Here is a 12,377-nt window from a genome sequence, read left to right as displayed (position 1 = left end):
CCCCCCCCCCCCCCCCCCCCCCCCCCCCCCCCCCCCCCCCCCCCCCCCCCCCCACCCCCCCCCCCCCCCCCCCCCCCCCCCCCCCCCCCCCCGCCCCCCCCCCCGCCCCCCCCCCCCCCGCCGCGGGGGCGGTTCGCGGCCGGGTGCGGGTTAGTGGGGGCTTCTCGCGCAGTTCCCCGCGCCCCTGGAAGGCGCACTCCGTGCGCCCCCAGGGGGCTGCGGGGAAGCCGCATGCCCCAGGGGCGCGGGGAACTGCGCGAGAAGCCCCACCGAACCCGCACCCGGTGACGAATGGCGCTACACCCGCTCCACGATCGTCGCGATCCCCATGCCTCCGCCGACGCACAACGTGGCCAGCCCGTACCGGAGGTCCCGCCGCTCCAGCTCGTCGACGAGCGTGCCGAGGATCATCGCGCCGGTGGCGCCCAGCGGGTGGCCGAGCGCGATCGCCCCGCCGTTGACGTTGACCTTGTCCAGGGGCAGACCCATGTCCCGCACGAAGCGGAGCACCACCGCCGCGAACGCCTCGTTGATCTCGACGAGGTCGATGTCGTCGATGGTCAGGCCGGCCTTGGCGAGCGCCTTGCGGGTCGCGGGCGCGGGGCCGGTGAGCATGATGGTCGGCTCGGACCCGGAGACGGCCACGGAGACGACGCGGGCCCGCGGGGTCAGGTCGTAGCGCTCGCCCACCTCGCGGGAGCCGATGGCGACCAGCGACGCCCCGTCGACGATGCCGGAGGAGTTGCCCGCGTGGTGCACGTGGTCGATCTTCTCGACCCAGTGGTACTTCTGGAGCGCGACGGCGTCGAACCCGCCCAGGTCGCCGATGTCCGCGAACGACGGCTTCAGCTTGGCCAGGGAGTCGGCGGTCGTGCCGGGGCGCAGGAACTCGTCGCGGTCGAGGACGGTGAGGCCGCTGCGGTCCTTGACCGGGACGACCGACCGCTCGAAGCGCCCGTCCTTCACCGCGGCGGCGGCCCGCTCCTGGGAGAGCGCCGCGTACTCGTCCACGTCGCGCCGCGAGAAGCCCTCGACGGTGGCGATGAGGTCGGCGCCGATGCCCTGCGGTACGAAGCCCGTCTCGAAGTTGGTCATGGGGTCGGCGAACCAGGCGCCGCCGTCGGAGGCCATCGGCACCCGTGACATCGACTCGACGCCACCGGCGAGGACGAGGTCCTCCCAGCCCGAGCGGACCTTCATCGCCGCGAGGTTGACGGCTTCCAGGCCCGAGGCACAGAAGCGGTTCTCCTGGACGCCGGCGACCGTGTCGGGCAGCCCGGCCGCGATGGCGGCGATGCGGGCGATGTCGGAGCCCTGGTCGCCGACGGGGCCCACGACGCCGAGCACGATGTCGTCGATCGCGGCGGCGTCCAGGCCGGGGAAGCGGGCCTGGATCTCGTGGATCAGGCCGACGACGAGGTCGATCGGCTTGGTGCCGTGCAGGGAGCCGGTGGCCTTGCCCCGGCCGCGCGGGGTGCGGATCGCGTCGTACACGTACGCGTCAGTGGTCACGGAGGTGCCTTTCGAAGCAGCGGAACGAGGGTGGAGGTCAGGACAGCAGCGAACGCCCGATGATCTCCTTCATGATCTCGGTCGTGCCGCCGTAGATGGTCTGTATGCGCCCGTCGGTGAAGGCCTTCGCGACGCGGTACTCGCTCATGTACCCGTAGCCGCCGTGCAGTTGGAGGCAGCGGTCGGCGACGCGCTTTTGCAGTTCGGTCGCCCACCACTTGGCCATGGAGGCGTGCACGGCGTCGAGGGTGCCGTCGGAGTGGTCCTCGATGCAGCGGTCGAGGAACGTCCGGGTGACGGCGCACTCGGTGGCCATCTCGGCGATCTCGAACCGGATGTGCTGGAGCTTGGCGAGCGGCCGTCCGAACGCCTCGCGCTCCTTGACGTACGTCGTGGTGATCTCCAGCAGGTGCTCGGCGGCGGCGATGGCGGCGACGGCGATGCCCATGCGCTCCTGCGCGAGGTTGGTCATCAGGTGGATGAACGCGCCGTTGAGCTCGCCGAGCAGATTCTCCTTCGGGACGCGCACGTCGTGGAAGAACAGCTCGGCCGTGTCCTGCGCCTTCTGGCCGATCTTGTCGAGGTTGCGGCCCCGCTCGAAGCCGTCCATGCCGCGCTCGACGACCAGGAGCGACAGCCCGTGCGCGCCGCCCTCCTGCGTGGTCCTGGCGACGACGACGACGAGGTCGGCGAGGATGCCGTTGGAGATGAACGTCTTGGAGCCGTTGAGCAGCCAGTGGTCGCCCTTGTCCTCGGCCGTCGTGCGGATGCCCTGGAGGTCGGAGCCGGCGCCGGGTTCGGTCATCGCGATGGCGGTGATCGTCGAGCCGTCGCAGAAGCCGGGCAGCCAGCGCCGCTTCTGCTCCTCGGTGGCGAGGGAGGTCAGGTAGGGGCCGATGATGTCGTTGTGCAGGCCGACGGCGAGCCCGGCGGCGCCCGCGCGCGTGAACTCCTCGGCGAGCACGGCACTGTAGCGGAAGTCGGTGGTGCCGCCGCCCCCGTACTCCTCGGGCACCGCGAGGCCCAGCAGCCCCTGGCGTCCGGCGGCGAGCCATGCCTCGCGCGCGACGATGCCGTCCTTCTCCCACTGCTCGTAGTGCGGGGTCACCTCCTTGGCGAGGAAGGTGCGGACGGTCTCGCGGAACGCCTCGTGCTCGGCGCTGAACAGGCGTCGTTCCATGCTGACGATCAACTGCCTTTCGTCGGGGAATCGTGGGGGCCGTCGAGCTCCGGTACGCCCCAGTCGCGGGCGACCGCCGCGGTGTCGGCGCCGGGGAGCGCCGGACCCGAGCGGACGGCGGTGGGGGTGGCGGAGAAGCGGGGCGCGGGTGCGGGCTGGGTGATGCCGCCGTGGTCGACGAAGGTGGAGCGGGCGGCGAGGTGCGGGTGGCCGGGGGCCTCGCGCAGCGAGAGGACCGGGGCCACACAGGCGTCGGAGCCCTCGAAGACGGCCGTCCACGCGTCCCTCGTACGCTCCTTGAAGCGCGCGGCGACGGCCTCGCGCAGCTCGCCCCAGCGGCTCAGGTCCTTGCGTTCGGGCGCTACTCCGGTCAGGTCCATGAGGTCGATGAACTCGTCGTAGAACTGCTGTTCAAGGGCGCCGACCGCCATGTACCGGCCGTCGGCGGTCTCGTACGTGCCGTAGAAGGGGCAGCCGCCGTCGAGGAGGTTGGCGCCGCGCCGGTCCTGCCAGCCGCCGGCCGCGAGCATGCCGTGGATCATCGCGGTGAGGTGCGAGGTGCCGTCGACGATCGCGGCGTCCACGACCTGGCCCGCGCCGGTCGCGCGGGCGTGGTGGAGGGCGGCGAGGACGCCGACGACGAGGTAGAGCGAGCCGCCCGCGTAGTCCCCGACGAGGTTGGCGGGGACCGTCGGCGGCTCGTCCGGCTTCCCGATCATGCCGAGGGTGCCGGTGAGGGCGATGTACGCGATGTCGTGCCCGGCGCGCGACGCGAGCGGGCCCTTCTGGCCCCAGCCGGTCATCCGGCCGTAGACCAGCGCCGGGTTGCGGGCGTGGCAGGTGTCGGGGCCCACGCCGAGGCGTTCGGCGACACCCGGCCGGTAGCCCTCGATCAGCACGTCGGCGCGGTCCACGAGGCGCAGCACCCGCTCGGCGCCGTCCTCGGCCTTCAGGTCGACGATCACGGACCGCTTGTTGCGGTTGGTGATGTCGTGGTGCGGGTCGATCGCGAGCCCCGCCCCGCCGGGCCGGTCGATCCGTACGACATCGGCGCCGAGGTCGGCGAGGAGCATCGCGGCGAACGGCCCCGGGCCGATCCCGGCGAGCTCGACCACGCGTACCCCGGCGAGCGGGCCGCCCCCCGCTCCGGTGCTTGCGCCTGCCATGCGGCCCCGCCCCCAGTCTGTGACACAACTGATGTAACACCAGTGATGCTATGAACCCGTGCCGGTCAGCACAACCCCCCAGCGAGCAAGCGCTTAGCCAATGGGCGGCCCGCCCCGGCCCGCCGGCCGTGCGCACGCTAGCCTCAGGCGCCGACAACGGCGCGGGAGCACGGTGAGGGGTGTCATGAACAGGTCGGGAGTCCCCGGAAGCCCGGGGAACACGGACAGGACGTACGACGTGGTGCTGTTCGGAGCGACGGGCTTCGTGGGGGTGCTCACCGCCGAGTACCTGGCGGCGCACGCCCCGGAAGGGCTGCGCTGGGCGATCGCGGGCCGCGATCCGGGCAAGCTGGAGCGGCTGCGCGAGCGGCTCACCGGCATCGATCCGGCCTGCGCGGTGCTCCCGCTGGAGCGGGCGGACGTGGCGGACGCGGCGTCCCTGCGCGAACTCGCCACCCGCGCGCGCGTGGTGGCCACGACCGTGGGCCCGTACCTGGAGTACGGGGAGGGCCTGGTGGCCGCGTGCGCCGAGGCGGGCACCGACTACGTGGACCTCACGGGTGAGCCCGAGTTCGTGGACCGCATGTACGTCCGGCACGACGCCCGCGCGCGCGAGACGGGCGCCCGCCTCGTGCACGCGTGCGGCTTCGACTCGGTCCCGCACGACCTGGGCGCGTACTTCACGGTGCAACGGTTGCCGGAGGGTGTGCCGCTGCGGGTCGACGGTTTCGTCCGCTCGAACGCCACCTTCTCCGGCGGGACGTTCGCCTCCGCGCTCCACCAGTTCGGGCGGGCCCGGCAGATGGTCGCCGCGCAGCAGGACCGGCGCCGCCACCAGCCCCGGCTCGTCGGGCGCACCGCGTACGCGCCGACGGGGACACCCCGGTTCGCCAAGGAGGTCGGGGCGTGGGCCCTGCCACTGCCGACGATCGACCCGCAGGTGGTGCAGCGCTCCGCGCGCGCCCTGGAGCGCTACGGCCCGGACTTCCGCTACCGGCACTACGCGGCCGTGAAATCGCTGCCGTTCGCGGTGGGTGGGGTCGCCGCGGTCGGGGCGCTGTTCGCCGCGGCGCAGGTGCCGCCCGCCCGGCGCTGGCTGGGCAGCAGGCTGGCACCCGGCGAGGGGCCGGATGAGGCGCGCCGGGCCAAGAGCTGGTTCTCGGTGCGGTTCGTGGGCGAGGGCGGCGGGCGGCGGGTCTTCACGGAGGTGTCCGGCGGGGACCCGGGGTACGGGGAGACGGCGAAGATGCTGGCGGAGTCCGCTATGTGCCTTGCCCAGGACGAACTGCCCGAGGTCTCCGGGCAGTTGACCACCGCCGTGGCGATGGGGGACGCGCTGATCGAGCGTCTGCGGGCGGCGGGCATCGGCTTCCGGGTCGCCGCGGAGCGGTGAAGCTCAGCGGGTGAGGCCGAGCAGGGCGTCGCGGCAGAGACGGTCGGCCCTGCGGGTCGTCTCGGCCAGCCGGTAGGCGGGTGTGAGGGCGAGCGTGTGCGCGCAGGCGGTCGCGAGGCCGATCCGGTGGCCCACCGAGACGTACACCGGCTTCACACCGTCACGGGTGCGCAGGGCGCGGCCGACCTCCTCTCCCCCGTCCAGCAGCGCCGCGGCGCTCCCCCGCGCCTGCCCCAACGCGCCGTGGGTGAAGGCGAACGGGTTCTTGGCGACGCCCATCGTGGGCAGGCCGGTGAGGACGCCCAGGTGGCTCGCGAGGCCGAAGCGGCGCGGGTGCGCGAGGCCGTAGCCGTCGCACACGACGAGTCCCGGGTCGGTGCGCAGCGCCTCCAGGGCGCCGAGCACCGCCGGGATCTCGCGGAACGCCAACAGGCCCGGTACGTAAGGGAAGGCGACGCGCCCGACGGCCGTGGCCTCCTCGACGACGTCGAGCGTCGCGGCGTCCAGGACGACCGCGGCGGCGGCGACGAGGTCGCGCGCGTCGTCGTACGCGACATCGATCCCGGTGACCGTGCCCGCCCCCGGCGCCGGCCCCGTCTCGTCGCGTACGACGCGGTCGCGCAGCGCGTCCTGCACGGCGCGCGCCGCCGCCTCGTCCGTCGGCCAGCCCTCGGGTACCCCCGTGATCCTCTGCATGAGCCCCACCCTAAGCAGGTGACCGATCGGTGGCGCGGTCCGCGTTCTCCCATGTCAGCGGCTTCCACAGGCCCGACCGGCGCAGCGACCGCGGGCAGTGGAGGTAGATGTCGTCGATGTCCAGGAGCAGCGCCAGGGCCGGGCGTTGCCCCTTGACGGTCATGGCGTCGAAGAAGGGGGCGTCGGTGAGGATCCGGGCCCGGCCGTTGATCCGCAGGACGTCGGTGGCGCCGGGGATCAGGAACAGCAGGCCCGCGTGCGGGTTCTCCAGGATGTTGTGGAAGCTGTCGCCGCGGCGGTTGCCCGGGCGGTCCGGCAGGGCGATCGTGTGGGCGTCGAGCACGTGGGCGAAGCCGGGTCCGTCGCCGCGGGGCGACACGTCGCAGTTGCCGCGGGCGTCGGCCGTGGACAGCAGACAGAACGGTGAGCGGGCTATCAACGCCCGGTCGTTCTCGTCGAGTCGACCGTGCACTTTGTCGATCACGATTGGGTGCGGCTCGCCGAGGATCTCGCGCAGCCGGGTCGCGGACCGCAGCTCCACATAGCCGTCCTCCGGCTCGCCGGGCGAGCTGAGCGACCTGGGCGCGAGGGGGTCCGTGGTGTGCAGCAAGCCGACTCCTGGTCTCGTGGGTGCTTCGGCGGCGCGCGGGGACGACGGTCCGAAGTAGTTGCTCAGTGAACCGTATCCGATGTTAGGTTAGCCTCACCTAATGATCGGACCGCCTGTCCGCCCCGGCCCGAGCGACGGCACGGCTACACGCGGCTGCCCGCCGTCGTGTCGGAGGACAGCCGCTGGGCCACGTAGACCGGGATCACCGACAGCAGGACGAGGACGACGGCGACGACGTTGACCACGGGGGCCTGTCGGGGCCGGGCCATGTTGGAGAAGATCCACAGCGGCAGCGTCCGGACGCCGGGGCCGGCGGTGAACGTCGTGACCACGATCTCGTCGAAGGACAGCGCGAACGCGAGCAGCCCGCCGGCGGCGAGCGCCGAGCGGGTCAGCGGGAACGTGATGGTACGGAACGTGCGGAAGGCGCCCGCGCCCAGGTCCATGGCGGCTTCCTCGTACGAGCCGGGCAGGCGGCGCAGGCGCGCGGCGACGTTGTTGAAGACGATGACGACGCAGAACGTGGCGTGCCCGACGACCACCGTGAACAGGCCGAGGCCGATGCCGAGCGGTTCCAGGACGGTGCGGAAGGCCGTGTTGAGGGCGATACCGGTGATGATGCCGGGCAGCGCGAGGGGCAGGACGACCGCGAAGGAGATCGCCTCCCGGCCGAAGAAGCGGTGGCGGGCGACGGCGTGGGCGATGAGTGTGCCGAGGACGAGGGCGATCAGCGTGGCGCCGAGGCCCGCCTTCACCGATGTCCCCAGGGCGTCCCTGGCCCCGGCGTTGTGCCAGGCGTCCCGCCACCAGCGCAGGGTGAGACCGCTCGGTGGCCAGCTCGCACTGCGGTCCGGGTTCAGGGAGTTGACGACGACCAGGAGGAGGGGGAGGTAGATGACGGTGAAGCCCGCGAGGGCGCCGGCACGGAGCGCGATGCGCGCGCGGCGGGACAGGTGCATCACGGCTCCGTTCAGAGGCTGGTGAGCGCGCCGGTGCGGCGCACCGCGAGCAGGTACAGGACGATCACGACGACGGGCACGGTGCCGAGGGCCGCCGCGAGCGGCAGGTCCAGGGTGATGTTGGCGTAGACGACGTTGCCGATCAGTTGGGTCCTGCCGCCGACGATCTGGACGGCGATGTAGTCGCCGAGGCTGAGCGAGAACGTGAAGACGGAGCCCGCGGCGACGGACGGCAGGACGAGCGGCAGCAGCACCGTGCGGAAAGTGCGCCAGGTGCGGGCACCGAGGTCGGCGGAGGCGTCGAGGAGGCTGTCGGGGACGCGTTCGAGCCCCGCGTGGATCGGCAGGATCATGTACGGCAGCCAGAGATAGGTCAGGACGAGAACCGTCGCGGTCAGTCCGTAGCCGGGTCCGCTCACCCCGAAGGGTGACAGCAGCCAGTCCAGCAGGCCGCCTCGGGCGAGCATGACGCGCCACGCGTAGGCCTTGACGAGGTAACTCGCCCACAGCGGCGTGAGGAGGGCGACGACGAGCAGCGGGCGCCACCGGGGGCGGGCGATGCGCGCCGTGTAGAAGGCGATGGGGAACGCGAGCACGACGCACAGCGCCGTGACGCCGAGCGCGACCGCGATGCTGCGCAGGGCGACCTGTCGGTACACGTCCCTCGTTGCCAGGGTGCGGAAGTTGTCGAGGGTCCAGGTGCGCACGATGTCCGACGTGAACGGGTCCGTGGTCCACAGCGCCGACAGGAAGAGCACCGCGAGCGACCCGAGGTAGGCGACGACGAGCCAGGTCAGCGGGGCCGCGAGAAGGAGGGTCAGGCGCAGCCGGGGGTTGCGGTGCAGCGTCCCGGCCGCCTTCTTGCCGACGCTCACCCGCGCCTCAGCCCTTGATCTCGGTCCACGCCTGAACCCACTTCGCGTACGGGACGCAGGTGACGTCGGTGCGGCCGTCGAGGCACTGCGGGATGGGTGTGGTCCAGAAGTGGACCCGCTTCCAGTAGGCGGCGTCGTCGGCGTGGTAGATCGCGCAGTGCCGCTTGTCGGTGGTCTCGGCGCACGCCTTCGCGTTGGAGGGGGCCTCTCCGAAGTACTCGGCGACCTGTGCGTTGGTCTTGGGCGAGACGATCCAGTCGAGCCATTTGTAGGCGCAGTCGGGGTGTTTCGCCTTCGCGGAGACCATCCAGGTGTCGGACCAGCCGGTGGCGCCCTCCTTGGGGAGGACGGCCTTCACGGGTGCCTTCTCGGCCCGGGCGGTGTTGACGATGACCTGCCAGCTCGTGCCGATCACCGAGTCGCCGCTCTTGAAGGCGGAGATCTCCTTCAGGTAGTCGCTCCAGTACTCGCCGACGTTCCCGTTCTGCTTCTTCAGCAGGTCCACCGCGGCGTCGAACTGCTTCTGGTCGAGCGCGTACGGGTCCTTGATGCCAAGGGCCGGCCGGGTCTTCATCAGATACAGGGCGGCGTCGGCGAGGTAGATCGGCGAGTCGTAGGCGGTGACCTTGCCGCGGTGGGCGGACGCGCCGTCGAAGACCGCCTTCCAGGAGTCGGGGGCGGGGGCGACCTTGTCGGTGCGGTACATGAGGAGGTTGGCGCCGCGGCCGTGCGGGATGCCGTAGGCGACCTTGCCGACGGAGTTCCAGGGCCGCATCTTGAGGCCGGGGAAGATGTCCGCGTGGTGCGGTACGAGGTCGGTGTTGACGGGGGCCGCGTCGCCGGAGGCGATCAGGCGCAGGGAGGCGTCACCGGAGGCGGAGACGGCGTCGTACTGGCCGGTCTTCATCAGGTTGACCATCTCGTCGGAGGTCCCGGCGACCTTGGTGTTGACCTTGCAGCCGGTGCGTTCCTCGAAGGGGGTGACCCAGTCGGCCTCCGGGTCGTTCGACCCGTCCTCGGCGTAGCCCGCCCACGCGACGAGGTCGACCTCGCCCTCGGTCCTGCCGAGGGAGGTGGGCGCGGAGAGTTTCGGTGGGGTGAAGCCCCGGCCGCCCGGCGCGTCCCCGAAGCCGCCTCCCCCGTCGTCGGAGGAACCACAGGCGGTGGTGGACAGCAGGGCGCCGAGGGCGGTGGCGGCCATGAGGGTTCGGGGTGCGCGCACGAGGAAACTCCCTGTCGGTCGATTCGCGTGGGTCGCTCACGTCATGGGGTCCAGCGGTACGTTGTGCCGTCGGTGCCAGCGCAGCAGGACACGGCTGCCCGGCAGGGCGAGGGCGTCGGCCGCCGTCGTGTCGAGGTTCTGCCGTACGGCGACGAAGCGGGCGCCGGCGTCGGTGTCGACGACGACACGGGTGCTGTCGCCGAGGTAGACGGCGTCGGCGACGATGCCGCGCACCTCGCTGTGGTGGGTGCGGTCGTGGTCCCCCGTGTCGGGCAGGACGCGGATCTTCTCGGGCCGGATGCCGAACGTCCCGGCCTTGCCCACGATCAGTTCGGCGGCGGCGCCGGTGAGGGTGTTGGAGGTGCCGACGAACGACGCGACGAACGCGGAGGCGGGTGACTCGTACAACTCCCCCGGTGTGCCGACCTGTTCGACGCGGCCGGCGTTCATGACGGCGATGCGGTCGCTGAGGGCGAGGGCCTCGGTCTGGTCGTGGGTGACGAGCACGAAGGTGATGCCGACGTCGCGCTGGAGCTCCTTCAGCTCGCTCTGCATCTCCTCGCGCAGGGTGAGGTCGAGGGCGCCGAGCGGTTCGTCGAGGAGGAGGACCCGGGGGCGGACCACCAACGCCCGTGCCAGCGCGACGCGTTGGCGCTGGCCACCGGAGAGCTGCCCGGGGCTGCGCCCGCCGAACCCTTCGAGGCGCACGGAGTCGAGGGCGGCGCGGGCGCGTTCGGCCTGTTCCCTCCGGCCGGCGCCGCGCACCTTGAGGCCGTAGGCGACGTTCTGTTCGACGCTCATGTGCGGGAACAGCGCGTAGTCCTGGAAGACGGTGGTGACGTCGCGCTCGAAGGGGGGCTTGCCGGTGACGTCGGCGCCGCCGAGCAGGACGGTGCCGCTCGTCGGTGTCTCGAACCCGGCGATCAGGCGCAGCACCGTGGTCTTCCCCGACCCGGACGGTCCCAGCAGCGAGAAGAACTCACCCTCGGCCACGTCGAGTTCGACGCCGTCGACGGCCCGCACCCCACCGAAGGCCTTGCGCACCGCGCGCAGGGAGATCGCGGGCGCCTCGCGCTCCGTGCCGTCCTCCGGCTGTCCGGGCATACCCATACGCGTAGATCATGCACATTTCAACGAGGCCCACAAGACCGCCGGTACGCTGCGGATCATGTTTGTACTGGAATTGACGTACACAGGACCGATCGAGGACGTCGACGCACATCTGGAAGCGCATGTCGCCTGGCTCGACGCGCAGTACGCGGCCGGGGTCTTCCTCGCGTCCGGGCGCAAGGAGCCGCGCGACGGCGGCATCATCCTGGCCGCCGGGGCCGGTCGCGCGGCGATCGAGGAGATCACCGCGACCGACCCCTTCGTGATCGCCGGGGTCTGCGCCTACCGGGTGACGGAGTTCATCGCCACCAAGACGGCGCCCGGACTGGCCGCGTACCGGGAGGAGTTGCCGACCGGCAAGCCCTGACCGGGGCGGGGCTCACCGGTGGCTCAGGCGTGCCGCGCGGCCCTTCTCGCCCGCCGCCCAGCAGCCACCGTCGCGCGCGCAGTCGACGGTGTCGTACGAGCCCGCGTCCACGGTGCGCCAGGTGCGGCCGGCGTCCGTGGTGAGGTCGGTGCCGGTCGGGCCGACGGCGAGGGCCGCGGTGCGGCTGTGCGGGAGCCAGGCGACGCCGGAGCGGTAGGCCGGCGGGGGCTGCGCGGCGGGGGTCCAGCTCCGGCCCGCGTCGCCGGTCACCGCGGCGGCCCGCGGCGAGGGCAGCCCGGCGTTGTAGTCGCCGCCGACCGCGATGCCGTGCGTCCGGTCGCGGAAGGCGAGGCCGAAGACGCCGCGGGCCGCGTCGCCCGCCGGGATCGGGGTCTCGGCCGCCGTCCAGGTCAGGCCGCGGTCGGCGGAGTGCAGGACGCGGGAGACCGCGCCGCCGCCGGTGGCCAGCCAGACGTCCTTCGGGCCCGAGGCGACCAGGCACTGGCCGGACGCGGCGAAGCCCGCCTCGCCGCTCTGCGCGGGCGGCATCCCGGCGGTCGGCAGGACCCGCCAGGACCGGCCGCCGTCGCGCGTGGACAGGATGCGGTACGCGCCGTCGACGGGGTCGCTCATCGCGAGGCCGTGCCGGTGGTCGAAGAAGGTGACGCAGTCATAGAACGCCTTCGGGTCGGTGTTGCGGAACGACTCCGTCCAGGTCGCACCGCCGTCGTCGGTGCGGAAGATCCGGGACGCCTCGCCCTCGCCGATGGCCAGGACCACCGCGCGACGGGCGTCGAACGCCTCGACGTCACGGAACTCCAGTGTCTGCGCCCCGGGCGGCGACACCGGGGTCCAGTGCGCGCCGCCGTCCGTGGTGCGCAGCACGGTGCCCTTCGCCCCGGCGAGCCACGCCGTGTTCCGGTCGACGGCGGCCAGGCCCCTGAACCGGACATCGGTGTCCGTCCGCGTCAGCTCCCACGTCGGTGCGTGGGCGGCGGCGGGGCCCGGCGCGGCGCCGAGCGCGACGACCGCGAGCACGGCGGCTCCCAGAGCCGGCACCGCCCGTCCCGCGCGCCTCGACCGGGACCTCCAGGACGTGCACATGCTCCACACGGTCCTCGCAGTTCGCACGGATCGCACACTTCCCATGGCCCTCAGAGCCCTCTTTCGCGTCATGGCGCGCGAAGCTAGTCCACCATCCGGGTGGCGTCCAGACCACGACGATTGAAACCGGTGACAGAGGTCACTCGTGTTTCGTCCGGCTTCTGATGCACGGATTCCCCCCTT

At 72.5% G+C, this 12,377-nt stretch carries 12 protein-coding genes; 2 read left to right on the top strand and 10 right to left on the bottom strand.

The window, feature by feature from the left end; all coding sequences use genetic code 11:
• Positions 1 to 297: 297 nt before the first annotated feature.
• The 3 genes from ACIRF8_RS18010 to ACIRF8_RS18000 are packed head-to-tail and all read right to left on the bottom strand — an operon-like array spanning position 298 to position 3,858.
• Positions 298 to 1,512, bottom strand: a complete 1,215-nt coding sequence (locus ACIRF8_RS18010) for an acetyl-CoA C-acetyltransferase (protein ID WP_404215878.1) — start codon at positions 1,510 to 1,512, stop codon at positions 298 to 300.
• 37 nt (positions 1,513 to 1,549) lie between these two features.
• Entirely contained in the window at positions 1,550 to 2,692 is a 1,143-nt protein-coding gene (locus ACIRF8_RS18005) for an acyl-CoA dehydrogenase family protein (RefSeq protein ID WP_404215876.1), read from the bottom strand.
• 8 nt (positions 2,693 to 2,700) lie between these two features.
• Positions 2,701 to 3,858, bottom strand: coding sequence for a CaiB/BaiF CoA transferase family protein (locus ACIRF8_RS18000; RefSeq protein WP_404215874.1), 1,158 nt, complete (start codon positions 3,856 to 3,858; stop codon positions 2,701 to 2,703).
• A gap of 184 nt (positions 3,859 to 4,042) precedes the next feature.
• On the opposite strand from ACIRF8_RS18000, the gene ACIRF8_RS17995 reads away from it, so the two are divergent.
• Positions 4,043 to 5,251 carry a saccharopine dehydrogenase family protein gene (locus tag ACIRF8_RS17995; protein WP_404215872.1) on the top strand — a complete coding sequence of 403 codons (1,209 nt, stop codon included), beginning with the start codon at positions 4,043 to 4,045 and terminating at the stop codon, positions 5,249 to 5,251.
• 3 nt (positions 5,252 to 5,254) lie between these two features.
• Here ACIRF8_RS17995 and ACIRF8_RS17990 read toward each other — a convergent pair whose 3' ends face one another.
• The 6 genes from ACIRF8_RS17990 to ACIRF8_RS17965 form a co-directional block, all read right to left on the bottom strand.
• Positions 5,255 to 5,947, bottom strand: a complete 693-nt coding sequence (locus ACIRF8_RS17990; RefSeq protein WP_404215870.1) for an endonuclease V — start codon at positions 5,945 to 5,947, stop codon at positions 5,255 to 5,257.
• Positions 5,948 to 5,957: 10 nt separating this feature from the next.
• On the bottom strand, positions 5,958 to 6,557 hold the full coding sequence (locus ACIRF8_RS17985) for an MSMEG_1061 family FMN-dependent PPOX-type flavoprotein (RefSeq protein WP_404215868.1): 600 nt from the start codon (positions 6,555 to 6,557) through the stop codon (positions 5,958 to 5,960).
• A gap of 143 nt (positions 6,558 to 6,700) precedes the next feature.
• Positions 6,701 to 7,516, bottom strand: a complete 816-nt coding sequence (locus ACIRF8_RS17980; RefSeq protein ID WP_404215866.1) for an ABC transporter permease — start codon at positions 7,514 to 7,516, stop codon at positions 6,701 to 6,703.
• Positions 7,517 to 7,527: 11 nt separating this feature from the next.
• Complete coding sequence (locus ACIRF8_RS17975) at positions 7,528 to 8,391, bottom strand: ABC transporter permease (protein WP_404215864.1); 864 nt, start codon at positions 8,389 to 8,391, stop codon at positions 7,528 to 7,530.
• 7 nt (positions 8,392 to 8,398) lie between these two features.
• On the bottom strand, positions 8,399 to 9,613 hold the full coding sequence (locus ACIRF8_RS17970) for an ABC transporter substrate-binding protein (RefSeq protein ID WP_404215862.1): 1,215 nt from the start codon (positions 9,611 to 9,613) through the stop codon (positions 8,399 to 8,401).
• A 36-nt stretch (positions 9,614 to 9,649) separates the two neighbouring features.
• Complete coding sequence (locus ACIRF8_RS17965) at positions 9,650 to 10,717, bottom strand: ABC transporter ATP-binding protein (RefSeq protein ID WP_404215860.1); 1,068 nt, start codon at positions 10,715 to 10,717, stop codon at positions 9,650 to 9,652.
• A gap of 64 nt (positions 10,718 to 10,781) precedes the next feature.
• Here ACIRF8_RS17965 and ACIRF8_RS17960 point away from each other — a divergent pair, with 64 nt between their 5' ends.
• Positions 10,782 to 11,090: a YciI family protein gene (locus ACIRF8_RS17960; RefSeq protein WP_404215858.1), complete on the top strand. Its 309-nt coding sequence runs from the start codon at positions 10,782 to 10,784 to the stop codon at positions 11,088 to 11,090.
• A 12-nt stretch (positions 11,091 to 11,102) separates the two neighbouring features.
• On the opposite strand, the gene ACIRF8_RS17955 is transcribed toward ACIRF8_RS17960, so the two are convergent.
• Positions 11,103 to 12,194 (bottom strand): WD40/YVTN/BNR-like repeat-containing protein, encoded by a 1,092-nt coding sequence (locus ACIRF8_RS17955; RefSeq protein WP_404215856.1) that lies wholly within the window; start codon positions 12,192 to 12,194, stop codon positions 11,103 to 11,105.
• Between the last annotated feature and the right edge of the window lie 183 nt (positions 12,195 to 12,377).

The sequence above is a fragment of the Streptomyces sp. NPDC102406 genome, assembly GCF_044765725.1.
Taxonomy (GTDB): domain Bacteria; phylum Actinomycetota; class Actinomycetes; order Streptomycetales; family Streptomycetaceae; genus Streptomyces.
This window is presented reverse-complemented; position numbering and strand designations above follow the sequence as displayed.

Bases quoted from the DNA above. Each gene is read 5' to 3' on its own strand.
- ACIRF8_RS18005 (WP_404215876.1), bottom strand. From the start codon at position 2,692: ATGGAACGACGCCTGTTCAGCGCCGAGCACGAGGCGTTCCGCGAGACC.
- ACIRF8_RS18000 (WP_404215874.1), bottom strand. From the start codon at position 3,858: ATGGCAGGCGCAAGCACCGGAGCGGGGGGCGGCCCGCTCGCCGGGGTA.
- ACIRF8_RS17995 (WP_404215872.1), top strand. From the start codon at position 4,043: ATGAACAGGTCGGGAGTCCCCGGAAGCCCGGGGAACACGGACAGGACG.
- ACIRF8_RS17990 (WP_404215870.1), bottom strand. From the start codon at position 5,947: ATGCAGAGGATCACGGGGGTACCCGAGGGCTGGCCGACGGACGAGGCG.
- ACIRF8_RS17980 (WP_404215866.1), bottom strand. From the start codon at position 7,516: ATGCACCTGTCCCGCCGCGCGCGCATCGCGCTCCGTGCCGGCGCCCTC.
- ACIRF8_RS17965 (WP_404215860.1), bottom strand. From the start codon at position 10,717: ATGCCCGGACAGCCGGAGGACGGCACGGAGCGCGAGGCGCCCGCGATC.
- ACIRF8_RS17960 (WP_404215858.1), top strand. From the start codon at position 10,782: ATGTTTGTACTGGAATTGACGTACACAGGACCGATCGAGGACGTCGAC.
- ACIRF8_RS17955 (WP_404215856.1), bottom strand. From the start codon at position 12,194: ATGTGCACGTCCTGGAGGTCCCGGTCGAGGCGCGCGGGACGGGCGGTG.